Genomic DNA, 26,683 nt, shown 5'->3' on the forward strand with positions numbered 1-26,683 from the left:
TGCGTCATGCGTCCTCACGTATTCAGCCGCACCGGTCCTGAGTAGCCTTGTCCCATGCGCGGGCTCGAGGTGGCGCCGTGAGCCGGATCCTGCTGGTCGAGGACGAGGTCGTCATCCGGACGGAGCTCCGGCGGCTGCTCGTTCGTCATGGGCACGACGTCATCGAGGCGGGGTCGGTCGAGGATGCCTCGGCGGATCACGATCTGCGCGCGTTCGATCTGGTGCTGGCCGACGTGCGCCTGCCGGGCGCGCCGGGCACCGCGCTCGTCGGGCAGTGCGGCGGCGCGCCGGTCGTGCTCATGACGAGCTACGCCACGGTGAAGGCGGCCGTGGACGCCGTGAAGCGCGGCGCCGCGGATTACCTGTCGAAGCCGTTCGATCATGCCGAGCTCGTCGCCCTCCTCGACCATCATCTCCCCGGCGCGCGATCGGAGCGGAGCGCGCTCCCCGACGTCGCGCCGCGCGCCTCGGCGCCCGCGCCGTCCGTGCCGCCTACATCCGAAGACGACGAGCTCGAGGGCATGGTCGGCGGCTCTGCGGCCATGCGCGAGGTGTTCGCGCGGGTGCGCAAGGTCGCCCCGAGCGAGGCGACGCTGCTCGTCCTCGGCGAGAGCGGCACGGGCAAGGAGACGCTCGCCCGCGCCGTGCACCGGTTGAGCCCGCGCCGGCACCTGGCGTTCGTCCCGGTCCACTGCGCGGCCATCCCCGAGGGGCAGATCGAGGGAGAGCTCTTCGGCTACGAGCGCGGCGCCGTCCCCGGCGCGATCTCGGCGCGCGCGGGGCTCTGCGAGGCCGCGGAGGGCGGGACGCTGCTGCTCGACGAGATCGCCGAGCTGCCGCCCAAGGTCCAGGCGCGGCTCCTCCGCTTCCTCCAGACGGGCGAGGTGCGGCGCGTGGGCGCGACCCGCGCCCGGCGCGTCGACGTGCGCCTCATCGCGGTGACGCGCCGAGATCTCGCGGCGATGGCGCGCGACGGATCGTTCATGAGCGACCTCTACTTCCGGCTGCGGGTCCTCGAGATCCGCCTCCCGCCGCTGCGCGAGCGGCCGGGCGACGCCGTGCGCCTCGCGGAGTCGCTGCTCCGGCGGCGCGCGTGGGCGATGGGCCGCGCGCCGCTCACGCTGACGCCGGAGGCGCGCGCCGCCATCGCGGCGGCCCCCTGGCCGGGCAACATCCGGGAGCTGGAGAACGCCGTTCACCGCGCGATGGTGCTCGCCGATGCGAGCGAGATCGGGCTGGAGCTGCTCGGGCTCGACGCGCCCCCGCCGCCGCCTTCGCCCGCGCCTGCCGCGGACGCGCACGAGGGAGAGCCCCCGTCCGACTCTCTCGAGGGCTATTTCCGCCGCTTCGTCCTCGAGCACCAGCACGAGCTGACGGAGACCGAGATCGCCCGCCGCCTCGGCATCAGCCGCAAGGCGCTGTGGGAGCGGCGGCAGCGGCTCGGGATCCCCCGGCCGCGCTCCTGAGCCTCCGCCGCCGGCGGCGCGCCCCCGTCAATTTTGGTTGACTGGTGGAATGTGAACGTTCACAATTGACTCAGGCGCGCTCGGGCAGGGCGGCGACCTGACAAAGCCTCCCTTGGGCTGGGCATTTTTCGCGGGAAATTGAACAGGGAGGCGGGGAGACGGGGAGTCGGTGGAATTTTACTCCCCGTCTCCCTGCCTCCCTGTGAATTTTCCCGAAACTTTCGGGCGAACGCTTCCGGGCGGCGACCGCGCGACCACGCCGGGTCGTCCCGACCAGGGAGCCGCGTCGCCTCGACGCGTTCGTTTTTCTTTTTTTGACAGCGGTGCACCGCGCGCTCTCGCTGACACCTCTTCATCAGGGCATCACCATGCACTTCCCTTCCCGATCTACCAACACCCGCTCTCTCAACCGACGTGCAGGCGGTGCGGCGTCCGCTGTCTGTCTCCTCGCTCTCCTCGCAAGTTGTAGCGGCGAGTCGCAGGGCGGCGACGGTGATGGCGGCGGCGGCGCCACGGGCGCGACGACCGGCCCTGGACCGGGCGTTTCGAGCAGCAGCGGCTCGGGCGGGAGCGATGGGCAAACGACGAGCGGCGGTTCGACGAGCGCCAGCGGAAGCTCGGCCGCGTCCGGGGGCGGCGACCCCGGCGCCGGCGGCGGCGGCGGTGACGGCGGCGACGGCGGCAGCGCCCCCGCCGTCTGCCCCGAGACCTACTCCAATCCTCTCCTCTGGCAAGACCTCCCCGATCTGGAGGTCATTCGCGTGGACGACGCCTACTACTACACGGCGTCCACCTTCCACCATGCGCCTGGAGCGCCCCTGCTCCGCTCCTACGATCTGGTCCACTGGGAATACGTCTCCCACTCCGTTCCTCTGCTCGACGTCGACCCGTCGTACGACCTGGGCCGGGATAGATCGTATGTGAACGGCATCTGGGCCTCCACGCTCCAGTACCGGAAGAGCAACAAGACCTTCTACTGGATGGGCTGCATGCACAACAAGGGCGGCGGCTGGGTCTTCACGGCCAAGTCCCCCGAAGGCCCGTGGGAGAAGCACAAGGGCGGCTGCTACTACGACATGGGGCTGTTGATCGACGACGACGACACCATGTACGTGGCCTACGGAAACAACACGATCAGCGTGGCGCAGCTGAGCGCAGACGGCTTCAGCCAGGTCAAGAATCAGGTCGTCTTCCAGACGCCGGGCAACATCTCCGGACCGCTGGAGGGCTCTCGCATCATCAAGAAGGACGGAGACTACTACATCTTCACCACGCAGTACGCGAACGGTGAGTACGTGCTCCGCTCGACGAGCGGGCCCTTCGGCCCCTACGAGCTGCGGCCCTTCGCGGTCAAGCTGCCCTACGCCGGCGCTCCGGGCTCCGGCGGGTCCCCGCACCAGGGCGGCGTCGTCCAGACGCAGAACGGCGACTGGTACTACCTCGGCTTCAACGACTCGTACCCGGCTGGCCGCATCCCGGTGATGGCCCCGATGACCTGGACCGACGGATGGCCCTCGCTCACCCTGGTGGACGGCAAATGGGGAGGTACGTACCCCTTCCCGAACCTGCCTTGCGGATCGAACCGAGTGAAGCCGCCCACGACCAAGGACACCTTCGCGGAGGCGACCCTGCGCCCCGAGTGGGAGTGGAACCACAACCCCGACAGCACCAAGTGGTCGTCCGGGGCCGGGCTGACCCTGCAAGCCGCGACGGTGACCAACGACCTGTACGCCGCGCGAAACACGCTGACGCGCCGTGTCGAAGGGCCCGTGTCGATCGCGACGATCGAGCTCGATCATAGCAAGATGCAGAACGGCGATGTCGCCGGCCTCGCTGCGCTGCGCGACGTGTCGGCGTGGATCGGTGTCAAGAAGACCAACGGGGCGGCGCGCGTCGTGATGACCAACGGCGTCAACATGAACACCTCCTGGGCCACGACGAGCACGGGCACCGAGGTGGCTTCCGCCGAGGCGTCCGGCAACACGATCTGGCTGCGCGTGGAGGCCAACGTCCGCTCGGACAACGGCGGCGCGCAAGCGCGCTTCTCCTACAGCACGGACGGCGCCCGATTCACCAACCTGGGCAACACGCTCAACATGAACAAGAACTGGCAGTACTTCCTCGGTTACCGGTTCGGCATCTTCAACTACGCCACACAGTCTCTGGGCGGCTCGGTGAAGGTCGCGTCCTTCGAGGTAACCAAGCCGTAAGATGCGAGCCGGCCGCCTGCATGGTCATCCGCGTGGCCGAGCGCGAGCGCCCCACGGGCCCGCTCGAGGGCGCGCTGCGTCGCCCGCCGGCTCGCGCACCCCAGGGGGTGGCATCGAGCCGGCGGCGTTCATCGATGACGATGGAGAGGCGTGCCTTGACGGGGGGTTGCCCCCCAGGGGCCGCGCCGGCGCAGGGGCGAGCGGGCCGTGGGGGAGGCCGAGCGGGGCGAGTCTAGTTCCTCGTCGGCGCGGGCGCGCCGCTCTGGATCCACTGGCGGAGGGCAGCGAGCTCAGCGCTCGTCACGGTCGGCTTGCCGTCCGCGGCCTGCGGCATGACGCCCGTCTGGCAGGTGCCTCCGGCGGAAGGCCTGCATCCGGCGTTCCCGGCCGTCCCTGCGACCTTGAGGTAGAGCCAGCTCTGGTCCGGATTTCCCGGGACCACGAGCTTGAACTGCCCGCCGCCCTTGGCGGTCTTGTTGACGAGGCCCGCGACGATGTCCGTCGAGCTGATGTCGCCGCCGAGCGACAGACCTGCCTGGGGACCGGTCGACGGCGCAGCGTGGCAACCGCTGCACTTGTGGATCGCGCTCTCGAAGATCGGACGGATGGTCTCATGGAACACGCCGGACTCCTCGGGCAGGGGATTTCCCGGATCCGGATCCGGCTTCAGGTCGGGATTGATGACCTGAGCGATCGCGTCCATCTCGTAACACTGGGCGGCCACCGCGTCCTTCAGCTTCTGGTCGGTGGGCGACATGCCCTTGGCGACACGGTACTTCTCCCAGACGTTGTCGATCCAGCCGTGCAGCTTCCAGAACATGTAGTTGTCGATGTTCGTGAACTGGTTGCCGAGGCCGTGGTCGGTGTTCTGGGGGCGCACCCACTTGAAGTGGAGATCGCCGTGAAGGCCGCTGGCCTGCTGGTTGGTGCCCGGGATGGCCTGGCCGGCGAAGCACTGGAGCCACATACCGAGCGCGCCCTCGTCCGGGAAGCGGCTCAGGTTCTCCGGCTTGTCGATCTCGTCGCCGATCTTCGCGTTGGCGAGCGTCGTGGAACTCCAGGGCCTGAAGTCCGATCTCCACTGCTGGGGCAGCTCCTCCGCCGTCGTGGGGAACTTCTTGAAGCCCTCGAACTGCTCCGAGTGCTTCGGCCAGAGCTGCTTCAGCGACTGGATCATGTGCCGGTGCATGGCGAGGAACTGGTAGCCGTCGCCCGTCGTCTTGCACTCCTGGTCCGACGGGACCGGGACCGCCGACTTGCAGATATTGACCCTGCTCATGCCCATGCCGCCATTGCAGCGCCGGATGCTGTGCCACTCGAAGTGGGCGGCTTGCCATTCGTTCTCTTCCATCCAGGAGATGACTTCCGGCTGAACCGTGAGATCGATCTGGTTGCTCTTCACGAACTCCGCCGCGCCGTCCTTCATCGCCGCGTCGCTGGGATGGGGATCGTACCCATCCACGCAATGATCCTTCGGGTGCGTGTCGCCCGTCCCGCTCGAGCCGCCGGTGCCGCCGGCGGGATCTCCGGTCGACGAGGAGGAGCCCGTGGTCGCGACGGAGGTGGAGGGGTCGCCGGCGCCGGCGCCGCTCGTGCTGGGGCCGGCGCTGGTGCCGGTCAACGAGGAGGTCGTGGTGGAGGCGGACGACATGCCGCCGCCCGCTCCACCAGAGCCCCCGACGTCGGGGTCTTCGCCGCCACAGGCGCCCAGCAGCAACGCCGTAACGCACGAGAGGAAACCGAACGTGCGTTGAGACATCTTGCCCAATGACACGGTGGACGGACCTGCCTGATCGTTGATTCGCATGGTGCTCCTCGTTACCGCTGGATGCCGGACCGCTGGGTTCCGGGCGCATGCTTCCGCGCAGCCGCTGAGCCGGACGCCAGATGGAGCATCGGCCAACCGCCGGTGACATTGGCGTAGCACGAGGCCTCCGAGCAGAGAAGCGGGTGTAAATTTGCTCCAAAACGATCATCGCCGTCGTTGGATGAGCCGCGGGGGAGGGGAAAGTAAAGAGTTTTTAATAAGTCAAGGGTGATCACCGCTCACCCCAGGTGATCGAGGGTTCCGTGCGCCATCCGCCTTCCTCTTGGAAAAGTGAAGCTGTATCGCCGGTTGATCCTGTTCAGTGAGGCCATAATTGCCCGTTTCTGCCCGACCGAGAGGCAGCGCGTGGAGGCAGCCCCGCCCAGGTGGTGCTCACCGGCGTCCAGCCGCGGATCGCGCAGTCGTTGATCGAACAGGGCGTCGGTCTCGGCGATCTCGTGACGCTTCAAACCCTGAAGGAGGGTATCGCGTTTGCGCTGCGGCGCGAACACCGCGGCTCTCGAGCGCCGGCTCGGGCGCGGGAAGCTCGATGAGCTCTCCACGATCGTCACGGAGCATGTGGGGCGGAGCGCGGGCGCGTCCTTTGCCTCGTTGCCCCTCTCGCGCGGCGCGAGCTACCTTGCGAGCGCCCCCATGACCATCCACGTCGTCCGTCAGGGCGAGCTCCCGGCCGCCATGGCGCGTCGCTGCTGAGGGCGATGCTCCCGGCGGACGAGGTCATCAAGAAGCTGGTGCACGTGCTCGCGCCGTACCTCGGCGAGAACATGGCGCGCGCGGCCGTGTGCAGCCAGGCGGACAAGCTGGGGTTCAAGCACGGGCGCCTCTCCCCGGCCGACGTGGAGCGCTTGCTGGCCGCTGTCGCGCCGGGGCTCGGCGTGTTCGTCGGGCGCGACAAGGCCCAGCGGATCCTCGACGAGGCGCGCGCCGCGATCGGGGCGCAGGGAGGAGCTCCATGACGCGAGTCCCCGTCCGCCGCGTGGCGCCGGTGGTGGTGACGATCGTGTGCGCGGTGTACGTCCCGCGCCTCGTGCCGCAGGCCGCCGAGCTCTCCGAGCGGCTCCTCCCGATGTCGGTCGTCGAGGCCGTGGGTCCGCTCGTGCGGCTCGCGTGCCTCGCGGTCGCCGCCGTGTTCGGCCTGCGCAGCGCCGCGCGCCTCGAGCGCGACAACCCGGCGCGCGGCCCGTGGTTCCTGCTCGGCGCGTGGCTCGCGCTCTTCACCCTGGGCCAGGTCGGGCTCGTGTACTATCCCCTCGTCGCGCGCGCGCCCGCGCCGCTGCCGTCGATCGCGGACGCCGCGTTCCTCCTGGGGTACGCGCTGCTGATCGCCGCGTCGGTGCGCTTCGTCTTCGTGTACCGCGCGTCCGGCTTCCCCGTCGGCAGCGCGCGCGAGCACCTCGGCATCGCCGCGGGCGCGGCGGCGGCGATGGCGATCGTCGGTTATCCCTTGCTCGCCCCGATCGCGCGCGCGCCGGTGCCGCTCGGCGAGCGGCTCATCAACATCGCGTATCCCATCCTCGATCTGATCGCGCTCGTCCCCGCGCTGGTGATGCTGCGGATCGCGCGCGCCTTCCGCGGCGGCAAGGTGTGGGCGATCTGGGGATCGCTGCTCGCGGGCTGCGCGCTCATGGCCGTGGGAGACATCCTGTTCGCGTTCTTCTCCTCGGCGAATGTGACCGCGTTCGGGCCAGGCGTGGACATGATGTTGCTCCTCGGGTACTTCGCGGCGGCGTGCGGGACGATGCTCCAATACGAGACGATCACCGACTGACGGCGGTGGCGCGGTGCTCGCCACGGGTCACAGAGCGCCCCGGCGGCGCGCGATGGCACGGCCAGAGCGTGACGGCGGGCGTGACATGTCACGCTGTCGGGCGTGACATGTCACGCTGTCGGGCGTGACATGTCACGCTGTCGGGCGTGACATGTCACGCTGTCGGGCGTGACATGTCACGGCGGCTCGCCCGGCGCAGAGGTCGAGCCGTCGGCCCGGCGCGCGCCGCGGCCGCCCATCGGGGTCGAATTTGCCGCGTCGGTGCGCTTGCGCTGCGCCCAGGGACGTCACGCCGGGGAGGGCGCGCCAGGCGGCACGCGCGTTGCGTGATCGCTCGCTCGCGACACCCGTCCACGGGCGCGCGGCGCCGCCGCGCCATCACACGGAGCTGAGCGCCATGATGTCTGGACCGATACCGATGACGACAATGAATCTCCTCACGAGGTCCCTCTCTGTCGAGGAGCGGCTCGACGAGGCGGTCCTCTGCGCCAACGTGCCGAGCCCGCTGTCCTCGGTCGCGTTCCATGAGGACGTCGAGTGCATCCGGAGGTTCTTCGCCGCGGGGTTCCCGGTTCACCTGGCGATTCATCGGGTGGACAGCGCCGAGGCGGCGCGCCGGGATTACACGGCGCTGCACACCCACGACGGCCCGGAGATCAACCTGATCCTCCCGGATCCCGCGGGCCTCGAGTACCGCGTCGAGCTCGGTTCCCGCGTCCACCACGTCACCGAGAGCACGAGCATCTGGATCCCGCCGGGCGTCCCGCACTCGGCGAACGTGGTCCGGGGCTCCGGCTACTTCATCACCGCGCGCTTCGACCACGGGGGTGCGCGATGAGACGTGCTCTTCCTCGGAGCCTCGACAAGGACGTCGGCGTCAGGAGGCACGCCGTGGCCGCGTCGAGCGCCGCGCAGGCCTACCGGAGAGGGAGCCTCTGGCAGAGGGGTCGCGGCGAGCGCCTCATCGCGTTCGCCGGCGTGAGGCGGGGCGAGCTCGTGCTCGACCTCGGCTGCGGCACCGGCGGCCTCACGCGGCAGCTCGCCGAGCTCGTGGGCCCCGACGGGCGCGTCCTTGGCATCGATCCGGACGAGGCGCGGATCGCGCTCGCCCGGCGCACCGCAGGCGCGCCCAACCTGGAGTTCCAGGTGGCGGCGGCCGAGGGCCTCGGCGAGGTCGCCCGGGGCCGCCCCTTCGATCTCGTCTTCTCGAACTTCGTGTTTCACTGGATCCGCGACAAGCGCGCGGTCCTCCGCCTGATGCGCGACCTGCTCCGCCCCGCGGGGCGCATCCTCGTCCAGTGCGTCTCCTCGCTCCCCGCGCTCGTCGGGGAGCTCTCGCGGCTCGCCGACCCGTCGGGGGAGAAGATCCTGCGGGATTTCGCCTTCGAGGACGCCGCGGCGCTCGCGCACCACGTCGAGGGCGCCGGGCTGCAGCTGGTCCGCCTGGAGGAGCAGCATGGAATTCACGTGTATCCGACGCTGGACGCCTTGCTGAGGTGGTGGCAGGCGACGACCCACGAGCGGTTCGACCCGCGGGCCGTCGAGCCCGCGGCGCTCTCCCGGTTCGCCGAGCAGCACGGCGACGGCGGCGTGTTCCGGGTGCGCGAGACGTTCTGCTGGTTCGAGGCGCGGCTCGCCCCGGCGCACTCGTGGGGACGCGAAGGCTGACTCCCAGAATCTCGAGGATTTTTCCGGATCGCGTCGACGTTTGTCTGGTCTCGGGGCCAGGACGACGTGATGCTCCTGGTTGCCACGCCCCGTTCTTTTCCGAGGTGGGCTACCCTGCGCTCTCCGCAGCCTCCCGCGGCGGCGCTCGCACCCAGGACCGATCCGAATGTCGATCTTCGAGCTCTCGTTCCAGTCCGGGGAGGCCTCGCTCTCCGTGCGCCGCGTCGTGGTCCAGGAGGCCGTCTCCGAGCTCTTCTCCGTCTCGGTGTGGGCCCGGTCCAGGCTCTCGGATCTCGAGCTGGAGTCGCTCGTCGGCCAGAGCGCGTCGCTCCAGATCCAGCCCGACGCCGCGCACCTCCACTGGCTGAGCAGCAGGCTCTGGCAAGGCGTGTGCAGCCACGTGGAGCAGGTGCAGGCCGAGCCGACGGGGCTCTCGACATACTACCTCCGCATCGTGCCGCGCCTCTGGCTGCTCACCCAGCGCCGCGGCCATCGCATCTACCAGCACCTCTCCATCCCCGACATCGTCGACGCGCTCCTCGGCGAGTGGGCGATCGAGCCGGCGTGGAAGATCGATCGCGGCGCGTACCCCAGGCTCGAGTACAGGGTCCAGCACGGCGAGAGTGATCACGCCTTTCTCAGCCGCCTCCTCGAGGAGGCGGGCATCGCCTACACCTTCCCCGACCGCGGGGCGGACACCAAGCTCACCCTGAGCGACAAGCTCGAGGCGGAGCCGCTGCGGCCGGGGCCGCCGCTGCCGTACGTCGACAACCCCCTCGAGACCGCCGAGCGCGAGTTCGTCACCAGGGTGCGGCTCGGCCACGAGGTCCGGCCCGGCGCGAGCACGATCCGCGGCCACGACTTCCGCAAGCCCTCGTTCGCGCTCACCGGCGAGGCGCCCCCGGCGCCCGCGCCCGAGGCGAAGTACGAGCAGTACCGCTACGAGCCCGGCGCGTTCCTCGCCGCGAGCGCCGGGGGCGGCGCGCCCATCGGCGACGCCAAGGGCGTTTACCGCCACGACCCGAAGCACGGAGCCGATCTCTCGACGCGGGTCCTCGCGGCGATGCGCGCCGACAAGCGCGGCGTGCTCTTCGAGGCCAACGTGATCGACCTCTACCCCGGCCGGGTCTTCGCCGTCGATCAGCACCCGCACCCGGAGCTCGGAAAAGGGCCGTTGATGGCGGCCGAGCTCGAGATCGTGGCCTCGCTCGGCGAGCCGTGGAGCGTGCGCGGGCGCGCGCTCTTCGCCGATCCCAGGGTCCCGTACCGGCCGGCGCGCAAGACGCCCAGGCCTGTCGCGCCCGGGCTGCAGAGCGCGACCGTGGTGGGGCCGCCGGGCGCCGAGATCCACACCGACGAGCTCGGGCGGGTGCGCGTGCAGTTCCCGTGGGATCGCGAGGGCAAGCTCGACGACAACAGCTCGTGCTGGATGCGCGTGAGCCAGGGCTGGGCGGGAGCCGGGTTCGGGATGTTCATGCTCCCCCGCGTCGGCCAGGAGGTGCTGGTGGCCTTCCTCGACGGCGATCCAGATCTCCCGATCGTGGCCGGGCGCGCCTTCAACGGCCGCGAGCTCGTGCCGTACAAGCTGCCGGATCACAAGACGGTGAGCACCTGGAAGAGCAGCTCGTCGCCCGGCGGCGAGGGGTACAACGAGATCAAGTTCGAGGACCAGGCGGGCCAGGAGCTCGTCTACATGCAGGCGCAGCGCGACAGGAACCAGCTCGTCAAGCGCGATGAGGTCGAGCGCACCGCGCGCCACAAGCGGAGCACCGTGGGCGGCGACGAGCACCTGGTCGTGAAGGGCGCGCGAAAGCAGCTCGTCCACGGGGGCGACCACGTGCACGTGAAGCTGGACCAGCGAACGGCCGTCGATGGCTCGGTGTCGCTCACGGTCGCGGTGAACCGGGACGAGCGCGTGGGCGCGAACCACGCGCTCGAGGCCGGCGGGCAGCTCCACATCAAGGCGGGCGCGACCCTGGTGCTCGAGGCCGGACAGCGGCTCACCATCAAGGGGCCAGGGGGCTTCATCGACATCCACCCGGGGGGCGTCGACATCGTGGGATCCATCGTCAACATCAACAGCGGCGGCGCGCCGGGCGCCGGCCAGGGTGCGAACCCGGAGGCGCCGCTCCAGGCCGAAGAGGCGCACCCCAAGGACACGCCGTCTCCCTGAGACGAGGAGGAGCGAGATCATGCCCGCCGCCGCGCGCCTCACCGATCTGCACACCTGCCAGACCCACCCTGGGCCCACGCCGATCGTCTCGTCGGCCGGGACGGTGAACATCGGCTTCCAGCCCGCGGCGCGGGTCGGCGATCGCGCCGCGTGCCCGGCCAGCGCCGCGATCGTCCAGGGGTCGGCGACCGTGTTCATCGAGGGCGCCATGGCCGCGCGGCTCGGCGACGAGACGGCGCCGAAGGGCGCGGTCGTGACGGGGTGTCCGACGGTGAACATCGGCTCGACCCCCGCCATCGACGCGTTGCTCGCCGCGTCCGTGTCGGGGACTCCGTTCCTCGATTGCGAGAGCTGCCGGATGGGCGGCGCCGGGTGAAGGCGCTGCTCCACGTGACATCAGGGCTGCTCGCCGGGCGGCGCGTGCGCCTCCAGGCCGGCGAGGCGCTGCGCGTGGGGCGCCTCGGGCGGGCGGATATCGTGATCTCGCAGGACGAGCAGATGGCGCCGGTCCACTTCGAGATCGCGTGGGACGGCGCCGCGTGCCGGCTCGTCGATCGGAGCCGCCGGGGGACGCAGGTCGACGGCAAGGCGGTCGCCGAGGCGATGATCGGCGACGGCGCCCTCGTCGTCGCGGGGCAAACCCACTTCCTGCTGCGGCTCGCGCCCGACGACCTGGGCGCCGATCTCCCGCCTGCGCTGCCGCGCCCGCCGCCGTCGCGGGAGCTGCTCGCCGCGCGGGCGGTCGCGCTGGAGGCGCTGCAGAGCGAGCCGGAGCCGCTCTTCGCCCTCCTCGACGCCGCCCGCGAGCGGCGCATCCTCACGCTGCTGCGCGCCTGCGAGGACGAGAGTCGCTCGCTCTTCGAGGGCGTCGCGGGCGAGGCGATGGCCCGGGCGGCGCCGCACCTGGTGCGGATCGAGAAGGGGTCGGCGCTCCTGCCGGTGCTCGTGAACGAGGGGTGGGGCGAGAGCTGGGGAGTCTACCTGACCGGGCGGAGGCCTCTTCGAGAGGTGCGGCAGAGGTTGCGGCGGTCGCTGATCGTGAGGGACGAAGAGACGGGGAAGGGGCTCTATTTCCGGTTCTACGATCCGCGGGTGCTGCGGTTGTTCCTGCCGTCGTGCTCGGCGCGGCAGCGGAGCGAGATCGTGGGGACCGAGATCGGCGGGTTCGTCATCGAGGGCGAGACGGGAGAGGTGCTGCGGTTCGGGGGGGCGTGACGGCGCCTGTCCGGATCCTCATGACGCGCGCCGCTGCCTGACCTGCACCACCCGCCCCAGCGCCGCCGCCTGGAGCGCCACCGGCTCCGCCTCCCGCTCGTCCATCGCCGGGTGCACCGCCGCGATCACCCGCGCCCGGAAGCGCGCCGAGAGCGGCAGCGCCTCGGCGAGCGAGGCCGGCAGGTAGATGACGAGCGGCTGCGTCTCTCCCGCCACGCGCAAGAGGCCGCGCAGGTGCGGCCCGCCCAGCACCTTGCGCTTCTGGTAGTGCCGCTGCTCCAGCAGCGCGCGCTCCACCTGCTCGTTCGCGAGCTCCACCCGGCCCTTCTTTCCGTGGCCGAGCGCCTCGCGGATCTTCCCGCCCAGCGCCTCGGCGACGGCGGGCGCTGTCGAGACGCCCGGCGTGGCGAGGAATTTCTCGGCGGCCCCGAGCGCCGCCGCGAGCGCGTCGTCGCCTGTCGCGAGCGGCGTCGCCGTGGAGACCAGCGCCTTCAGCGTCTCCACTTCGTCAAAGGACAGCGAGAGCTCGCCCTCGACCAGCTCGAGGGGCGGCACCGGCATGCCGCGCTTGCCGGCGGCGCGCGCGAGCGCCCCGTGCACGCCCGCGACGTCGGCGGCCGCGCCGCGATCGAGGATCTCGAAGACCTGCGCCCGGTCCTCGATCTCGGCGGGCTCGTCGGAGAGGGCCGGATCGTCGGCCTCCGGGTCGATGGGCTCGTCCTCCATCGCGTCGAGCAGGCGCTGCCAGGCCGGCTTGCGGACGATGCGCGGCACGCTCTTCCGATCGAACCACACGAGCGTCAGCGCGTCCCGCTGCGCCGCCGCCGGCGCGAACGCGGCGCTCGCGTCCGCTGCCGCGCCCGTGCCCGCGAGCATCGCGCCGATGGTCTGCGGCGCCGCCGGCGCGTGCGGGATCATGCCCATGGCGCTCGACCCGGGCTGCGGAGCGCCGGCCGCCCAGGGGCTCACCGGCTCGCCGGGCGAGGCCTTCGCGATCGGCGGGGCAGGGATCGGAGGAGGGGAGTTCGGAGGAGAGAAGTTCGGAGGAGGGAAGTTCGGAGGAGGGGAGTTCGGAGGAGGGGAGTTCGGAGGAGGGGAGTTCGGAGGAGGGGAGTTCGATGCGGCGGCGGGCGGCGGCGCCGAGGACGGGGCGACGAAGGGGAGAGGCACCTTCGTCGCCTCCTCGGTGAGATCGCTCGTCTGGCCCTCGGTCGCGCTCGGCTTCGGCCGGATATCGGGCGGCGCGGCCGGCCGCAGAGCGGGCGCCTCGGGAGGAGGCGGCGCAGGCGGTCCCGCGCGAAAGGGCATGATCGACGCCTGCACGGCGTCGAGCGACTTCGCCGGCATGTCGACGGTCTGCTTCGGCAGGCCGAGGGAGGGAGGCTTCACCCTGGGCGCGGCCGGGGCCACCCGCGGCGGCGGCTGGGGCTCCGCCGCAGCGGGGGTGGGCGCCTCGGCGGGCGCCTGCCGCGCGGGCCGCTCCAGCGAGACGCGGATCTGCCCTGACTCCTTCGGGCTCGCGAGCGGGAGCTGGCCCCGCCAGGTCAGCGTGCAGAGGAGGCGATCGGTGTCGATCACGAGCGTGTCGCAGCGCATGGCGAGATCGCGCGGCCCGCCGGCGCGGCCGGTGACGGTCGCCCGCGGGCGGACGCCGGGGAGGCTGGTGACGAGGCGCGGGTGGCGAGGATGGAGGTTCTCGAGCACGATCTGCTCGTCGTCGCGGAGCTGCAGCAGGCGCTGATCGAGCGGAGCGATGTTGAAGAAGGTGCGATCGAGATCCTCCGGCAGCGGGCTCGAGAGGAGCGCTCCCGACGACCAGGCCGCCGCGTGTCTGCCGAGCCTGCGGCGCCGCAAAGGCCAGGTGGGGGCGATGGGCCCGAAGCCCACGGCCGCGATGGGGTCGTCCGGGCCGGCCACGACCCGATCCACGGGGAGGAGGTTCGGGACGGCGGCCCTGCCGCGGGCGTCGCGCGCCTCGCGATGGATGCCCGCAGGGTTGTCCGTGTCCGGCCCGCCCGCGGCGCGCTCGTAGGCGAGCGGCATCGTCGTGAAGGGCGCTCCTTCCTGGAGCTCGCCCTCCTGGGTGAACAGGCGATCGCAGAACACCTGAATGGGTTTGTCGATCTCGCCCACCGCCATCCGCGCGATCAGCGACCGCGCGGGGCCGCCGCCGGGCGCGTGGGCGTGGCCGACGAGGACGACATCGGCCCCTTGCTTCAGCGGCGCGAGGTCGCTCGCCTCGATCAGGCTGCGCGCGGGGTCGTCGTCCAGGTGCGCGTCACGCTCGCGGATCGGCTCCTGCGCGGGCGCGAGCGGCGACTCGCCCGGCGCGAGCGTGAACGTCGCCTTGCAGACGACGGTGAGCACCCAGGTCAAGGAGCGCACCTGCCAGAGGAGCGAGGCGACGGGGAGCGGCCCGTCGGAGACGACATCCATAGGTGGGCCGACGGTACCACCACTCCGGCCGATTGGATTCGGTCAGGCGCGGCGCTCCGCGCCGCCAGCGGCGCGCGGGCTGTCCGCGATGAACGGGAGCCCTTCCGCGGCCGCGTCCCGGAACGCCTGGGCCGAGGCGGCGGCCCGCTGCAGGCACGGCCAGCACGGCTCCTCGTGCGCGTCGTCGGGCTCCTCCACCGGCGCTGCCGCGGCGCGCGGGCGCTGGGCCGGGACCGCCGCGGCGGGAGAGGGCGCGGGCTGGGCCAGGTCCTTCCCGGAGCCACCCTGGTCCGGGGCCTCCGCGACGTGCACCTGTCCCGCCGCGAGCGCGGCCGCGAGGTGGTCGATCACCTCGCGATCGTCCGGCGATATCGAGAGCCAGGGCCGATCCTCGCGGAGGAACCGCCGCAGCTCGTGCAGGATCTCGGCGCGCGCGCCGAGCGAGGCGACGTAGCGCCGCGCCGCGAGCCGATCGCCGCGGAGCGGCACGCGATCGCCCGGGGGCGCCTCTTCCCACCACCAGAAGAGATCGATCCACCGCGCCTCGCCCGGCCCCGCGGGCCCGCCGCCCGCCGGCGAGACAAGGTCGAGAAAACGCTCGTTCAACCGCAGCCGCAGCACCGAGGCAGGTTATCATGCCCGGGGCCGCGCCGGGCGGCGCCGCCGCGAGGTGATGGATGGATGGCGCCGCGCTCGATCGAATCGTTCAGCACCTCTGGGGCGCGGAGGCGGATCTGGTCTACGCCGTCCTCGACGGCGCGCGCGACGCGGCGATCTCCGACTCGGTGCGCTCCTCGGACCTGCCGCACTGCTGCCTCCTCGCGGGCGAGCTGGGCCCGGAGCTGGCCCAGGTGGCGCCCTACCTGGTGAGGCTCCAGCGATCGGGTGAGCTCACGCGGCGCCTGCTCCGGCTCGGGTGGGGGAAGAGCTGGGGTATCTTCCTCGCCACGCCGTCTCCCCTCGAGACCGTGCGGCGGCACCTGCGCCGGCTGCTCCGCGTCCTGGGCCCGGACGGAGCGGCCATGTTCTTTCGCTACTACGACCCGCGGGTGCTGCGCACCTACCTGCCCACGTGCAACGCCGGCGAGCTCGGCGAGGTGTTCGGTCCCGTCCTCCGCTACGCGGTCGAGGGCGAAGACGGCGGGGAGCTCGTCGTGTTCCGGCGCGCCGGGCCCGAGCTCGCGCGCTCCGTGGTCGACCTCCGCGCGGCCGCGCCGGCGTGAATCGGGTGTTCCCGAAGGGACCACCCCGGCTCGACATCCTGAGGTGACCGCCGCCGTCGCCCCTCGCCATGGCGGGGGCACGCTCCTTCGGTGGACATGGAGCAGAATAGGTAAGAAGCGCGCACGACATCGGGTGATGAGGTCGTGACCAACTCAATGGCCAACGAGCTTGACACCCACCGTTCCGTGTTGCTCGAGCCCCGCATGGCTCGCCCGACACGAATGCTTCGCGTGCTCCGATCCGCGGCCTCAGCAGATCCGCGGGAGCTGCTCGCCGGAGAGCAGATCGAGCGTGCGCCGGGTCCCGAGCCGGGTCCTCAGGACAACGCTCCCTTTTCCCTCGCCGACGATCCGACCGATGCGCGCGGCCCCCCGGCCGAGCGGGTGGTCGCGCAGGCTCGCCAGGGCGCGCTCCGCCTGGGCCTCCGGCAGGAACGCGACGAGCCGGCCCTCGCACGCCACGTAAAGCGGGTCGAGCCCGAGCAGCTCGCACGCCCCGAGGACCGCAGGTTCCACGGGGATCTGCGCTTCTTCCACCTCGACGTGGACGCCCGCGTCGAGCGCGATCTCGTTCAATACCGCCGCGAGCCCGCCGCGGGTCGGATCCCGCAGGCAGTGGACGTCGATCCCCGCGTCGATCAGCGCCGCAGCGAGGCCTTGGACCGGCGCGCAGTCGCTCTCCACGGGCTCCTCGAACGCCAGCGCCTCACGCACGGACAGCACCGCGATCCCGTGCCGCCCCACGTCGCCGGACACGAGCACGGCATCGCCCGGCCGGACCCGGCGCGGCGCGATGGCCACGCCCTCGGGCACCACGCCGATGCCGGCGGTGTTGATGAACAGGCCGTCTCCCTTGCCCCGGTCGACCACCTTGGTGTCGCCCGTCACGAGCTCGACCCCGCACGCTTCCGCAGCAGCGCCCATCGACAGCGCGATCTGCTGGAGCTCGCCGATGGGCAGACCCTCTTCCACGATGAAGCCGGCGCTCAGGTAAGCAGGCCGGGCGCCCGTCATGGCCAGGTCGTTCACCGTGCCATAGACGGACAGCTTGCCGATATCGCCTCCGGGGAAGAAGCGCGGATGCACGACGTAGGTGTCCGTGGTGAACGCGAGGGACGCGCCGCCGAGCCGCACCACGGCGCCGTCATGACGGGCCGAGAGCGGAGCGCTGTCGAAGGCGGGCAGGAAGACGTGCTCGATGAGCTCACGCATGAGCCGCCCGCCGCCGCCGTGAGCGAGCTGGACCGTCCTCTTGCGCAGCGCCGCGGGGCAGCTCATCTCGAACCGCACGGCGGGTCCGCCCTCCGGTAACGGTAATAGGCTGCGCACGCGCCTTCCGAGGAGACCATCGTGGCGCCCAGCGGGGTCTCCGGCGTGCATTGCGCACCGAAGGCGGGGCAGTCCGGCGGCTTGATCACCCCCTGGAGCACGAGGCCGCTCTTGCAGTCGGCCAACGCTCGGGGCTCCGGGTCGCCTGGCGGCGCCCTGCGCCCCGAACCCCCGAAACGCCGCTCCGCATCGTGCTCCGCGTACGGCGCCCGGAGCCCGAGCCCGCTCCGGGCGATGGGCCCGATGCCTCGCCAGGTCCGGGGCACGACCTCGAAGACCTCCCGGATCATGCGCTGCGCGGCCTCGTTGCCGGCCTCGCGCACCGAGCGGGCGTACTGGTTCTCCACGTCGCTACGGCCCTCCTCGAGCTGCCGGACGCACATGAAAATGCCCTGGAGGATGTCCATCGGCTCGAAGCCCGTGACCACGATGGGGACGCGGTGCTCGGCGGCGAGCGGGCGGTAGGCGTCGATGCCCATCACCGTGCACACGTGGCCCGCGGCGAGGAACCCGTCGACGCGCCGATCCGGCGCCCGGAGGATCACCTCCATCGCGGGCGGCACGAGCACGTGCGACACGAGGAGCGAGAAGTTCCGGATGCCGCGGCGTCGCGCCTCGAACACCGCCATGGCGTTCGCGGGCGCCGTGGTCTCGAAGCCGACCGCGAAGAAGACGACCTCGCGATCCGGCAGGCGCTCGGCGAGCGCGAGCGCGTCGAGCGGCGAATAGACGACGCGCACGTCGCCGCCCCTCGACTTCACCGCGAACAGATCGTCGCTCGATCCAGGGACGCGCAGCATGTCGCCGAACGAGCAGAACGTGACCTCGCGGCGCGAGGCGATCTCGAGCGCGCAATCGATGAGCTCGACCGGCGTGACGCACACCGGGCAGCCAGGGCCGTGGAGGAGCGAGATCTCCGGAGGCAGGAGCTCGTCCAGGCCGAAGCGGACGATGGCGTGCGTCTGACCGCCGCAGACCTCCATGATCGACCAGGGGCGAGAGACCACCCGCCGGATCGCCTCCACGTACGGCCCGACGCGCTGCGCGTCGCGGTACTCGTCGATGAACTTCATCGCGGCTCCTCCCCCTCGCGCGCCGCGCCGAGCTCGTCGAGGTACGAGAGCGTCCGTCGCGCCGACGCCTCGTCGATGCGGCTGATGGCGAAGCCCGCGTGCACGATCACGTAATCACCGGCCTCCGCCTCCGGCACGTAGGCGAGGCAGATCTCCTTGACGATCCCGCCGAAGGCGACGCGGCCGAGCCGGAGGTCGCCACCCGCGACGCCGAGGACCTTGCCAGGGACGCCGAGGCACATCGTCACATCTCCATCGCGTCCGATTCCGCGTCGGCGCCGCGCTGCGCGGCCACGAGGACCTGACCGAGCGACAGGCCGCCGTCGCCCGGCGGGTAGAGCCTCGGCGTGTAGACCTCCATGCCCCGCGCCGCGAGGCGCTCGCGGATCGACGCGGCGAGGAGCGCATTCTGGAAGCACCCGCCCGCCAGCACGACGCGCCCGAGGCCGCTCGTGGCAGCGAGCGCCTCGGCGACGTCCACGAGCGCCGCGTGAAAGCGGGCCGCGATGACGCCGGGCGGCACGCCGTCACGCCGATCGCCCAGCACCGCGTCGATCAGCGGTCCGAAGTCGATCACCGCCGGCACCCCCGGCGCGCCGGCGCGCAGCGGCAGCGGATAGCCCGCCTGCTCGCCGGCCGCCTCGGCCAGGCACTCCAGCTCCATGGCGGCCTGCCCCTCGAAGCTCGCCGCCCCGCGCAGGCCCGCGAGCGCCGCCACCCCGTCGAACAGGCGCCCCACGCTCGTCGCGCGCGGCGAGCCCGTTCCGCGCGCGAGCATGGAGAACAGCGGGCCCAGCTCGGCCTCGCGGAACCAGGCGCGCGCGAGGTCCCGGGCGCCCTCGCCGCGGAGCTCCCAGAGCAGGCCGAGCGCGGAGCGGCGCGGCTCCCTCATGGCGCGCTCGCCACCCGGCAGCGGGAAGGAGCGGAGGTGCGCCGCGCGGCGGAACGACGCCCCGTCCACGACCAGCGCCTCGCCGCCCCAGAGGGCGCCGTCGAGCCCGTAGCCGGCTCCGTCCCACGCGAGGCCGAGGACAGGTCCGTCGAGGCCGTGCTCGGCCACGCAGGCGGCGACGTGCGCGTGGTGGTGCTGCACCCGGACGAGCGGCGCGCGGAAGGCCGCCGCGAGCTGCTCGGCGATGCGGCTGGATGCGTAGTCGGGGTGGAGATCGCAGGCGATGCGCTCCGGCCGCACCCGGAACAGGCGCGCGAGGTCGAGGGCCGTGCGCTCGATGAGCGCGGCGCCCTCCGCGGTGTGCGCGTCGCCGAGGTGCTGGCTGACGACCACCTGGCCGTCGAAGAAGAGCGCCGTCGTGCTCTTCAGGTGGCCGCCGAGGGCGAGGATCGGCGGGGCGGCGACCCGCAGCGGGAGAGGCAGCGGGGTGAAGCCGCGCGCGCGGCGGAGGAGCTCGATACCCGCCGGCCCGACGCGGGCCACGGAGTCGTCGACGGGGCGCACGATCGGCCGGTCGTGCACGAGGAACAGGTCGGCGATGCCGCCCAGGCGCTCCAGCGCGTCCGATGTGTCGGTGCAGATCGGCTCGTCCGAGAGGTTGCCGCTCGTGCAGACCACGGGGCGACCGACGAGCTGGAGCACCAGCCGGTGGAGCGGCGTGTAGGGGAGCAGCGCGCCCAGGCGCGGCGTGCCCGGCGCGACCGCGTCGGCGATGGCGACCCGCGCGGCGGCGGGCGAGAGGCGCCGCAGCAGCACGATCGGCGCCTCGGGACCGCGCAGCGCGTCCGCCTCCGCGGGAGACACGCGGCAGGCGCCGCGCACGGCGTCGAGCGAGCCGAACATCACCGCGAACGGCTTGGCGTCGCGGCGCTTCCGCCGGCGCAGGAGCGCGACCGCGTCCGGGGATGTCGCGTCGACCAGCAGATGGAAACCACCGAGCCCCTTCACGGCGACCACTTTCCCCGCCAGCACAGCGGCCGTGGCCTCGCGGAGCGCGCCGTCAGGCGACCCGGAGCTCCGAATGCCGGGCTCCATCGGGTCTCCGGCTGCGGCGGCGAGCTGGACGCGCGGGCCGCATGCCGGGCAGGCGATGGGCTCCGCGTGGAAGCGCCGGTCCGAGGGGTCCGCGTACTCCGCGGCGCACGCGGGGCACATCGGGAAGCGCTCCATCGTGGTCCTGGCCCGGTCGTACGGGAGGCCCGAGAGGATCGTGTAGCGGGGGCCGCACTGCGCGCAGCTCGTGAAGGGGTAGCGGCGGCGGCGGCCGGTCTCGCCGTCCACCTCGCGGGCGCACTCCTCGCAGACGGCGAGATCCGCGGGGACCGACGGGCGCGCCCCGCTCCCCGCCTCGCTGCCGAGGATCTGGAACGGACCGGCGTCCTCCTCGGCTCGCCGCTCGATCTCGATGCGCTCGACGCGCGCGGGCGCGCTGGGCTCGCGGGTCACGCTGGCGACGAAGGTGTGCAGGCTGCGCTCCGGCCCCTGCACCTCGATCTCGACCCCGCCGGGGCGGTTCCGCACCCAGCCGCGCAGGCCGAGCGCGGACGCGCGCCGGTACACGAACGGCCGGAAGCCCACCCCCTGGACGACGCCGTACACGCGGAGCGCGAGGCGCGGCACGGCTACTCCACCTCCATGGCGTCCAGGCCGAGCCCCAGACGCCCGAGGAGCGTCGCCTGGTCGCCGCCGCAGCGCGGGCAAAGCAGCACGTGATGGTCGGGCGCGTACGTGCCGGCGCAGGAGAGGCAGCGCGCCTCGACGCGGTGGAGCTGCAGATCGAGGCGCGCCCCCTCGGCCGGCGTGCCGCGCGCATGCGCCGCGAAGTGGAGCGAGAGGCTCTCCGGCGAGAGCGCCTCGGCCTCGGCCACCCAGCCGCGCACCGAGACGACCCGCGTCGCCCCCGCGGCCGCGGCGCGGTCCAGGGCGGCGGAGAGCAGCTGCCTTGCGATGGACGACTCGTGCACGGGTTCACCCTCTGAGGAACGAGAGGACGCGGGCGACAGCCCGGGGGACCGCCGCGGCCACGTCGGGCGACAGGCCGAGCTCGTCCAACGCTCGGGGCTCCGGGTCGCCTGACGGCGCCCTGCGCCCCGAACGTCGGTCCAACGCTCGGGGCTCCGGGTCGCCTGACGGCGCCCTGCGCCCCGAACCCCGCTGATGAGGCATCATGCCGATGCTCACGCCGACGATGCGGATGTCGGGGGAGAGCCGGTCCGGCGCCGTGATGCGAGCGAGGTCGATGGCCTGCCCGACGCCGAGGCCGTGCGTCGAGATCGGGACAGGCGCACCGGCGGCGAGGTCCGAGGGCGAGAGATCGAGCACCTCCCCGGGCGGCGACGCGAGCACGGCGTCGACGACCACGACCGTCGAGGGCGTCTGGAGGAGCGAGACGAGCGCGGTCGCGTCCCTCGCCTCGACGACCTCCGCGTCGTCCGGCAGACCCCGGCGGCGCAGCGCCTCGAGCACGGCGAGCCCGGCAGCGTCGTCTCCGGCGGCGCGTTGCCCGAGGCCGATGATCCGCGTGGTCATCGCGGCGCCTCCTCGACGCGCAGGGTGAGGAAGTGCGTCGCGCAGGAGATGCAGGGGTCGTGGTTGCGCACGGCCTGCTCGGCGCGCGCGGTCGCCTCGCGGAGCGGCAGCGACGCCAAGGACGGCGACAGCGCGCAGAGGTCCTCCTCGATCGAGAGCTGGTTCTGCGACGTGGGCGGGACGATCTTGGCGTCCAGGATCGTCCCCTCGGCGTCGAGCGTGTAGCGGTGGTACAGGAAGCCGCGCGGCGCCTCGGAGCCGCCGTAGCCCGTGCCCGCGCGGACCGCGGGAGGCGCGACGAACGGCGCGGGCGGGGGCGCGTAGGCCTCGATGATCCGGATCGACTCCTCGAACGCCTGAAGGATCTCCACGAGGCGCACAAGCAGGCTCCGGAACGGGTTGCGGCACGGGACGGCGAGGCCGGCGGCGCGCGCCGCGTCCTGGACCTCGGGTAGCAGGCGATCGAAGCTCAGGTTGAAGCGCGCGAGCGGGCCGCACAGGTAGCTGCCGCTGCCGTGTCCGGACGTCCGGGGCTCCGGTTCGCCTGGCGGCGCCCTGCGCCCCGAACCTTGGTCCAACGCTCGGGGCTCCGGGTCGCCTGGCGGCGCCCTGCGCCCCAGACCCCGGATCCTCGACCTCAGCGCGGTCGACCAGGAGACGTGCTCCTCGACGAAACACGCATCGTAGTCGTGCACCTCGATGTCGAGCCCGCCCGAGGAGACGAGGCGCCCCTCGGCGATCGCGTACACGTCGTCGCTGCGGAGCGCGACGAACTCGTAGGGTCGCTCGAGCTCCGGGCACGGCAGCGTCGCCATCCAGGAGAGGCACGCGCGCGTGCGCTCGCGCCCGGCGCGCAGCTCGGGGAGCAGGCGCGTGAGCTCCGCGCGGGACGGCGCGCTGTAGAAGCCGCCGACGCGGGCGTTGACGGGGTGGATCTCGCGGCCCCCGAGGAGCGCGAGGACGGCGTTCCCCGCCTTCTTGATGGCGAGGCCCTTCGCGACCCAGTCGCGGTGGTCGCGCGCCATGGCGACCGCGTCCGGGTAGCCGAGGAAATCGGGCGCGTGCAGCAGGAAGACGTGCAGGGCGTGGCTCTCGATCCACTCGCCGCAGTAGAGCAGGCGCCTGAGCGCGCGGAGCTCCGGGCCGAGCTCGATGCCGAGCGCGTCCTCCATCGCGCGGCACGCGCTCGTGATGTACGCGACCGGGCAGATGCCGCAGATGCGGGACGTGATGTCGGGCGCCTCCGCGTAGCCACGGCCGCGGAGGAACGCCTCGAAGAACCGCGGCGGCTCGAAGATCGAGAGGCGCGCCTCCTTCGCCCGCCCGTCCTCGATCACGAGCGTCAGCGAACCCTCGCCCTCGACGCGGGCCAGGTAGTCGATCGCGATGGTGCGCGTCTCAGCGCTCATGCCGCTCGCTCTCCGCGCGGAACGCCGGGGCGTTCGCGTTGAAGGTGCGGTGGAGCCGCACGAGGTCGCGCTCCGGCACGCCCGCCGCCCGGAATGCGCGCGAGAGCGACTCCATGTTCGGCGCCTCCATGGGCCCGAAGCAGCCGTAGCAGCCGCGCTGGTAGGTCGGGCAGAGCGCGCCGCAGCCCGCGTGCGTCACCGGGCCGAGGCAAGGGGTCCCGGTCACCATCACGCACACGTTGCCGCGGCTCTTGCACTCGACGCAGACGCTGTGGCTCGCGACATTGGGCCGGCGCCCGTGGAGAAAAGCGCTGATCACCTCCAGGAGCTGGCGCTTGTTCACCGGGCAGCCGCGCAGCTCGAAGTCGACGGGGACGTGGTCGGCGATCGCCGTGGAGGTGGCGAGGGTCTCGATGTAGGCGGGCGAGGCGTACACAACCGACAAAAAATCACGTACATTCGCGAAGTTGCGCAGCGCCTGGATGCCCCCGGCCGTGGCGCAGGCGCCGATCGTGACGAGCGCCTTCGACAGCCGCCGGACCTCGCGGATCCGCTCGGCGTCGGCGGGCGTCGTGATCGACCCCTCGACCAGCGACAGGTCGAACGGCCCCGCGCGCTCGAGGCTCGTGGCCTCCTTGAAGTAGGCGATGTCGATCGCGGCGGCGAGCGACAGGAGCTCGTCCTCGAGGTCGAGGACGCTGAGCTGACAGCCGTCGCACGAGGCGAACTTCCACACGGCGAGCTTCGGCTTCGCGCGGCGCGCCATGGCGCTCACAGCTCCCGGACCGCGAGCAGCGGCCCCACGCGGTCGTAGCGGAGCACGGGGCCGTCCTTGCAGACGAAGCTCGGCCCGAGCTGGCAGCGGCCGCAGATCCCCACCGCGCACTTCATGTTCCGCTCCAGCGAGGCGTGGACGCGCTCGCCGGGGACGCCGCGGCGCTCGAGCTCGCGCGCCGTGAAGCGCATCATCACCTCCGGCCCGCAGACGAACGCGACCGCGCGGCCCGGCTCGAAGTCCGCGAGTCGCAGGAGGGCCGGCACGACCCCGACGTACCCGCGCCACCCGGGGCCCGCGCGGTCCACGGTCACGAGCACCTGCAGGTCGGCGCGACGGCTCCAGCGATCGAGCTCCCTGCGGTAGAGCAGGTCCTCGGGCCCGCGGGCGCCGTAGAGCAGCGCGACGCGGCCATACGCGGCCCGGTGCCGGAGGATGTGGCAGAGCGCTGGCCGCAGCGGCGCCATCCCGAGCCCGCCGGCGAGGAGCAGCACGTCCGCGCCGCGCGCCTCGTCGACGGGCCACGGGCTCCCGAACGGGCCGCGCAGCCCGAGCGCCATGCCCGCGCGGAGGCGCCCGAGCGCGCGCGTGACCGAGCCCGCCTCGCGGATCGTGTGCAGGAGCCGATCGGGCCGCGCGGGATCCCCGCTGATCGAGATCGCGACCTCGCCGACCCCGAAGGCGTAGAGCATGTTGAACTGGCCGGGCGCGAAGGCGAGGCCGCCCGGGCGGCCCGGCAGGTCGATCGTCGCCGTGAAGGTCGCCGCTGTCTCGCGGTGGACGCGCCGCACGCGCGCCGGCTCCGGCGCCCAGGGGTTTGGCGTCGCGGCGTCCGGCGCGAAGGGCAGCGGGATGTCCCGCGGCACGAAGGTCATGGCTCGGCCCTGTAGACGTCGAGCCGCTGCAGCCGCACGCGCTCCAGCCGCGCGTAGAGCTGCCGCAGGAGGCGCAGGGACACGGCGTACCCGAGCCCGGGATCGGCGTCCGAGCACGCCCGCAGGTGCGCGGCGTCGAGCCCGATCGAGCGGACCGGCGTGACCGCCCGCGCGTCGAGCACCCATCGCCGCGGCGGGAAGAGCCAGTGCAGGCCCAGGATGTCCCCGCCCGTCAGGCTCTCGACCTGCACAGGGGCGCGGCCGGGGCGGTGGATCTCGAGCGTCACGCGCCCCTGCGCGAGCAGGTAGAGCGTGTCCGCCTCGCCTCCCTCCCGGAGGAGGAACGCCCCCTCCGGGAAGCTCCGCGCAAACGCGCCCTCGGCCAGGCATGCGAGGTGCGCGGCCGGGAGCCCGTCCAGGAACGGGTGGGCTCCGAGAATGGGAAGGAGCTCCTCCGCCTTCATCGGCGCCTACCCCTTCCCGGCGGCGACGGCGCCGTCTCCGGCCCGGATGGCGGCCGCCTCTTCGGTGATGTCGATCCCGACGGGGCACCACGTGATGCACCGGCCGCAGCCGACGCAGCCGGACGTGCCGAACTGATCGATCCACGTGGCCAGCTTGTGCGTGAGCCATTGCCTGTAGCGGGCCCGGAGCGAGGCGCGGACGCTGCCGCCGTGCAGGTACGAGTGGTCGAGGGAGAAGCACGAGTCCCACCGCCGGAAGCGCTCGGCCGTCTCGCCGGAGGGACCCGCGTACGCGGGGTCCCGACCCGTGTCGACGGAGGGACCCGCGTACGCGGAGTCCCGACCCGTGTTGACGGAGGGACCCGCGTCAACGGGGAGGTCTGTCGCGTCCTCGATCGTGCTGCAGAAGCACGTCGGGCACGCGAGCGTGCAGTTCGTGCATCCGAGGCAGCGCTCGGCCACGTCATCCCAGCGGGGGTGCTCGAGGTTTCGATAGAAGAGCTCCTTGATGCCGTCTGTATCGAGCTTCCTGCCCATCTGGGTCGCCGTGCGGCGCGAGACCTCGAAGGCTGCGCGGGCGTCGTCCTCGCCCGCTCTGGAAGCGCCAGCGCGAGCGAGCAAGGAAGCGCCGGCGTCGCTGCCCACCTCGACGAAGAAGCGGTGGCCCTCGTCGAGGAGCTCTGTCAGCGCGAGGTCGAAGCCACGCTCTGCGCGCGGCCCCGTACGCATCGACACACAGAAGCACGTGCCGCCGGCCTGTCCGCACTGCACCGCGATCACGAAGAGGCCCCTGCGGCGCGCCACGTAGTCGGGATCCGGATGCGGGCCGTCGACGAAGACGCGGTCCTGCACGTCGATCGCGGCAAGATCACACGCCCGCGCGCCGAGGACGGCGAGGCGCGGAGGGGCCTCGGCCTCGTCGGTCCGCGAGATGGATCCGCCGCGCCGCCTGAGCTGCACCAGGCGAAGCCGGGGGACGAACAGGAGGTGCTTGAGCGACCGCGGCCCGACCGCGTAGCCGAACAGGGCCTCGTCCGCGCGCCTGGCGAGCCGGTAGCGGCCGGCCTCCTGCTGCTCGGTCCAGCCGGCAGGGAGCTCCTCCGCGCCCTGGATCTCGTCGTACACGATGGCCCCGCCGCGCAGCGTGGGACCGATGAGCCGGTATCCCTCCTCGCGCAGGCCCTGGAGGAGCGCGGCGATCCCCGGCCGGCCGAGCACGGCGCGATCGCCAGGATGAAAGCCGGTCTCTGCGCCGCTCATGCGGGGCCGGTGAGCATGGTCCGTGCCGCC

25 protein-coding genes are annotated in these 26,683 nt (G+C 72.4%); 10 read left to right on the forward strand and 15 right to left on the reverse strand.

The annotated features are described in order from the left end of the window. Positions 1–77: 77 nt before the first annotated feature. Complete coding sequence (locus WMF27_RS13365; RefSeq protein WP_437768489.1) at positions 78–1,466, forward strand: sigma-54-dependent transcriptional regulator; 1,389 nt, start codon at positions 78–80, stop codon at positions 1,464–1,466. 368 nt (positions 1,467–1,834) lie between these two features. Continuing rightward, the gene (locus WMF27_RS13370; RefSeq protein ID WP_437768488.1) at positions 1,835–3,676 is read left to right on the forward strand and encodes a glycoside hydrolase family 43 protein; all 1,842 of its coding nucleotides are present in this window, start codon (positions 1,835–1,837) and stop codon (positions 3,674–3,676) included. A 232-nt stretch (positions 3,677–3,908) separates the two neighbouring features. On the opposite strand, the gene WMF27_RS13375 is transcribed toward WMF27_RS13370, so the two are convergent. Further along, positions 3,909–5,483: a hypothetical protein gene (locus WMF27_RS13375; RefSeq protein ID WP_437768487.1), complete on the reverse strand. Its 1,575-nt coding sequence runs from the start codon at positions 5,481–5,483 to the stop codon at positions 3,909–3,911. A gap of 239 nt (positions 5,484–5,722) precedes the next feature. After that, complete coding sequence (locus WMF27_RS13380) at positions 5,723–5,995, reverse strand: hypothetical protein (RefSeq protein ID WP_437768486.1); 273 nt, start codon at positions 5,993–5,995, stop codon at positions 5,723–5,725. A gap of 207 nt (positions 5,996–6,202) precedes the next feature. On the opposite strand from WMF27_RS13380, the gene WMF27_RS13385 reads away from it, so the two are divergent. The 7 genes from WMF27_RS13385 to WMF27_RS13415 all read left to right on the forward strand — a co-directional run bounded on the left by WMF27_RS13385 (position 6,203) and on the right by WMF27_RS13415 (position 12,328). After that, on the forward strand, positions 6,203–6,460 hold the full coding sequence (locus tag WMF27_RS13385) for a hypothetical protein (protein WP_437768485.1): 258 nt from the start codon (positions 6,203–6,205) through the stop codon (positions 6,458–6,460). Next, positions 6,457–7,272, forward strand: coding sequence for a hypothetical protein (locus WMF27_RS13390; protein ID WP_437768484.1), 816 nt, complete (start codon positions 6,457–6,459; stop codon positions 7,270–7,272). The genes WMF27_RS13385 and WMF27_RS13390 overlap by 4 nt, the downstream gene beginning before the upstream one ends. Positions 7,273–7,699: 427 nt before the next feature. Continuing rightward, positions 7,700–8,110, forward strand: coding sequence for a hypothetical protein (locus WMF27_RS13395; RefSeq protein ID WP_437944168.1), 411 nt, complete (start codon positions 7,700–7,702; stop codon positions 8,108–8,110). Beyond that, positions 8,107–8,940 carry a class I SAM-dependent methyltransferase gene (locus WMF27_RS13400; protein WP_437768482.1) on the forward strand — a complete coding sequence of 278 codons (834 nt, stop codon included), beginning with the start codon at positions 8,107–8,109 and terminating at the stop codon, positions 8,938–8,940. The genes WMF27_RS13395 and WMF27_RS13400 overlap by 4 nt, the downstream gene beginning before the upstream one ends. 166 nt (positions 8,941–9,106) lie before the next feature. Further along, complete coding sequence (locus tag WMF27_RS13405; RefSeq protein ID WP_437768481.1) at positions 9,107–11,113, forward strand: type VI secretion system Vgr family protein; 2,007 nt, start codon at positions 9,107–9,109, stop codon at positions 11,111–11,113. Positions 11,114–11,132: 19 nt separating this feature from the next. Further along, on the forward strand, positions 11,133–11,489 hold the full coding sequence (locus tag WMF27_RS13410; protein ID WP_437768480.1) for a PAAR domain-containing protein: 357 nt from the start codon (positions 11,133–11,135) through the stop codon (positions 11,487–11,489). Between the two features lie 14 nt (positions 11,490–11,503). Continuing rightward, positions 11,504–12,328, forward strand: a complete 825-nt coding sequence (locus WMF27_RS13415) for a DUF4123 domain-containing protein (RefSeq protein ID WP_437768479.1) — start codon at positions 11,504–11,506, stop codon at positions 12,326–12,328. A gap of 18 nt (positions 12,329–12,346) precedes the next feature. Here the strand turns inward: WMF27_RS13415 and WMF27_RS13420 are convergent, their stop codons facing one another. Beyond that, positions 12,347–14,764 carry a DUF2169 family type VI secretion system accessory protein gene (locus tag WMF27_RS13420; protein WP_437768478.1) on the reverse strand — a complete coding sequence of 806 codons (2,418 nt, stop codon included), beginning with the start codon at positions 14,762–14,764 and terminating at the stop codon, positions 12,347–12,349. 42 nt (positions 14,765–14,806) lie between these two features. After that, positions 14,807–15,370: a hypothetical protein gene (locus tag WMF27_RS13425; RefSeq protein WP_437768477.1), complete on the reverse strand. Its 564-nt coding sequence runs from the start codon at positions 15,368–15,370 to the stop codon at positions 14,807–14,809. Positions 15,371–15,441: 71 nt separating this feature from the next. Between WMF27_RS13425 and WMF27_RS13430 the strand changes: the two genes are divergently transcribed. Beyond that, positions 15,442–15,987 carry a DUF4123 domain-containing protein gene (locus tag WMF27_RS13430; RefSeq protein ID WP_437768476.1) on the forward strand — a complete coding sequence of 182 codons (546 nt, stop codon included), beginning with the start codon at positions 15,442–15,444 and terminating at the stop codon, positions 15,985–15,987. A gap of 249 nt (positions 15,988–16,236) precedes the next feature. Here the strand turns inward: WMF27_RS13430 and hypE are convergent, their stop codons facing one another. Genes hypE through WMF27_RS13485 form a run of 11 tightly spaced genes read right to left on the reverse strand, consistent with a single transcriptional unit; the run spans position 16,237 to position 26,653 of the window. Then, complete coding sequence (hypE, locus tag WMF27_RS13435; protein ID WP_437769856.1) at positions 16,237–17,265, reverse strand: hydrogenase expression/formation protein HypE; 1,029 nt, start codon at positions 17,263–17,265, stop codon at positions 16,237–16,239. After that, positions 17,262–18,389 (reverse strand): hydrogenase formation protein HypD, encoded by a 1,128-nt coding sequence (hypD, locus tag WMF27_RS13440; protein WP_437768475.1) that lies wholly within the window; start codon positions 18,387–18,389, stop codon positions 17,262–17,264. The genes hypE and hypD overlap by 4 nt, the downstream gene beginning before the upstream one ends. Continuing rightward, a complete protein-coding gene (locus tag WMF27_RS13445) occupies positions 18,386–18,631 on the reverse strand; it encodes a HypC/HybG/HupF family hydrogenase formation chaperone (protein ID WP_437768474.1) in 246 nt (81 codons plus the stop codon). Before WMF27_RS13445 ends, hypD begins: the two co-directional genes overlap by 4 nt. A gap of 2 nt (positions 18,632–18,633) precedes the next feature. Then, positions 18,634–20,961, reverse strand: a complete 2,328-nt coding sequence (hypF, locus tag WMF27_RS13450) for a carbamoyltransferase HypF (RefSeq protein ID WP_437768473.1) — start codon at positions 20,959–20,961, stop codon at positions 18,634–18,636. Between the two features lie 2 nt (positions 20,962–20,963). Beyond that, positions 20,964–21,305, reverse strand: coding sequence for a hydrogenase maturation nickel metallochaperone HypA (locus WMF27_RS13455; protein ID WP_437768472.1), 342 nt, complete (start codon positions 21,303–21,305; stop codon positions 20,964–20,966). A 4-nt stretch (positions 21,306–21,309) separates the two neighbouring features. Continuing rightward, complete coding sequence (locus WMF27_RS13460; RefSeq protein WP_437944169.1) at positions 21,310–21,870, reverse strand: hydrogenase maturation protease; 561 nt, start codon at positions 21,868–21,870, stop codon at positions 21,310–21,312. Continuing rightward, the gene (locus WMF27_RS13465; RefSeq protein WP_437944170.1) at positions 21,867–23,279 is read right to left on the reverse strand and encodes a Ni/Fe hydrogenase subunit alpha; all 1,413 of its coding nucleotides are present in this window, start codon (positions 23,277–23,279) and stop codon (positions 21,867–21,869) included. Before WMF27_RS13465 ends, WMF27_RS13460 begins: the two co-directional genes overlap by 4 nt. Further along, complete coding sequence (locus WMF27_RS13470; protein WP_437944171.1) at positions 23,269–24,045, reverse strand: oxidoreductase; 777 nt, start codon at positions 24,043–24,045, stop codon at positions 23,269–23,271. Before WMF27_RS13470 ends, WMF27_RS13465 begins: the two co-directional genes overlap by 11 nt. 5 nt (positions 24,046–24,050) lie before the next feature. Then, positions 24,051–24,929 (reverse strand): FAD/NAD(P)-binding protein, encoded by an 879-nt coding sequence (locus tag WMF27_RS13475; RefSeq protein ID WP_437944172.1) that lies wholly within the window; start codon positions 24,927–24,929, stop codon positions 24,051–24,053. Further along, complete coding sequence (locus WMF27_RS13480; protein WP_437944173.1) at positions 24,926–25,393, reverse strand: cyclic nucleotide-binding domain-containing protein; 468 nt, start codon at positions 25,391–25,393, stop codon at positions 24,926–24,928. Before WMF27_RS13480 ends, WMF27_RS13475 begins: the two co-directional genes overlap by 4 nt. 6 nt (positions 25,394–25,399) lie before the next feature. Continuing rightward, positions 25,400–26,653 (reverse strand): 4Fe-4S dicluster domain-containing protein, encoded by a 1,254-nt coding sequence (locus WMF27_RS13485; protein WP_437944174.1) that lies wholly within the window; start codon positions 26,651–26,653, stop codon positions 25,400–25,402. Positions 26,654–26,683 lie beyond the last annotated feature (30 nt).

Source organism: Sorangium sp. So ce281 (assembly GCF_051527395.1).
Classification (GTDB): Bacteria; Myxococcota_A; Polyangia; order Polyangiales; family Polyangiaceae; genus Sorangium; species Sorangium cellulosum_B.

Bases quoted from the DNA above. Each gene is read 5' to 3' on its own strand.
- WMF27_RS13470 (WP_437944171.1), bottom strand. From the start codon at position 24,045: ATGGCGCGCCGCGCGAAGCCGAAGCTCGCCGTGTGGAAGTTCGCCTCG.
- WMF27_RS13390 (WP_437768484.1), top strand. From the start codon at position 6,457: ATGACGCGAGTCCCCGTCCGCCGCGTGGCGCCGGTGGTGGTGACGATC.
- WMF27_RS13405 (WP_437768481.1), top strand. From the start codon at position 9,107: ATGTCGATCTTCGAGCTCTCGTTCCAGTCCGGGGAGGCCTCGCTCTCC.
- WMF27_RS13430 (WP_437768476.1), top strand. From the start codon at position 15,442: ATGGATGGCGCCGCGCTCGATCGAATCGTTCAGCACCTCTGGGGCGCG.
- WMF27_RS13465 (WP_437944170.1), bottom strand. From the start codon at position 23,279: ATGAGCGCTGAGACGCGCACCATCGCGATCGACTACCTGGCCCGCGTC.
- WMF27_RS13420 (WP_437768478.1), bottom strand. From the start codon at position 14,764: ATGGATGTCGTCTCCGACGGGCCGCTCCCCGTCGCCTCGCTCCTCTGG.
- hypD (WP_437768475.1), bottom strand. From the start codon at position 18,389: ATGAAGTTCATCGACGAGTACCGCGACGCGCAGCGCGTCGGGCCGTAC.
- WMF27_RS13485 (WP_437944174.1), bottom strand. From the start codon at position 26,653: ATGAGCGGCGCAGAGACCGGCTTTCATCCTGGCGATCGCGCCGTGCTC.
- hypE (WP_437769856.1), bottom strand. From the start codon at position 17,265: ATGAGCTGCCCCGCGGCGCTGCGCAAGAGGACGGTCCAGCTCGCTCAC.
- WMF27_RS13480 (WP_437944173.1), bottom strand. From the start codon at position 25,393: ATGAAGGCGGAGGAGCTCCTTCCCATTCTCGGAGCCCACCCGTTCCTG.
- WMF27_RS13400 (WP_437768482.1), top strand. From the start codon at position 8,107: ATGAGACGTGCTCTTCCTCGGAGCCTCGACAAGGACGTCGGCGTCAGG.
- WMF27_RS13395 (WP_437944168.1), top strand. From the start codon at position 7,700: ATGAATCTCCTCACGAGGTCCCTCTCTGTCGAGGAGCGGCTCGACGAG.
- WMF27_RS13445 (WP_437768474.1), bottom strand. From the start codon at position 18,631: ATGTGCCTCGGCGTCCCTGGCAAGGTCCTCGGCGTCGCGGGTGGCGAC.
- WMF27_RS13410 (WP_437768480.1), top strand. From the start codon at position 11,133: ATGCCCGCCGCCGCGCGCCTCACCGATCTGCACACCTGCCAGACCCAC.
- WMF27_RS13370 (WP_437768488.1), top strand. From the start codon at position 1,835: ATGCACTTCCCTTCCCGATCTACCAACACCCGCTCTCTCAACCGACGT.
- WMF27_RS13475 (WP_437944172.1), bottom strand. From the start codon at position 24,929: ATGACCTTCGTGCCGCGGGACATCCCGCTGCCCTTCGCGCCGGACGCC.
- WMF27_RS13375 (WP_437768487.1), bottom strand. From the start codon at position 5,483: ATGCGAATCAACGATCAGGCAGGTCCGTCCACCGTGTCATTGGGCAAG.
- WMF27_RS13460 (WP_437944169.1), bottom strand. From the start codon at position 21,870: ATGACCACGCGGATCATCGGCCTCGGGCAACGCGCCGCCGGAGACGAC.
- WMF27_RS13385 (WP_437768485.1), top strand. From the start codon at position 6,203: ATGCTCCCGGCGGACGAGGTCATCAAGAAGCTGGTGCACGTGCTCGCG.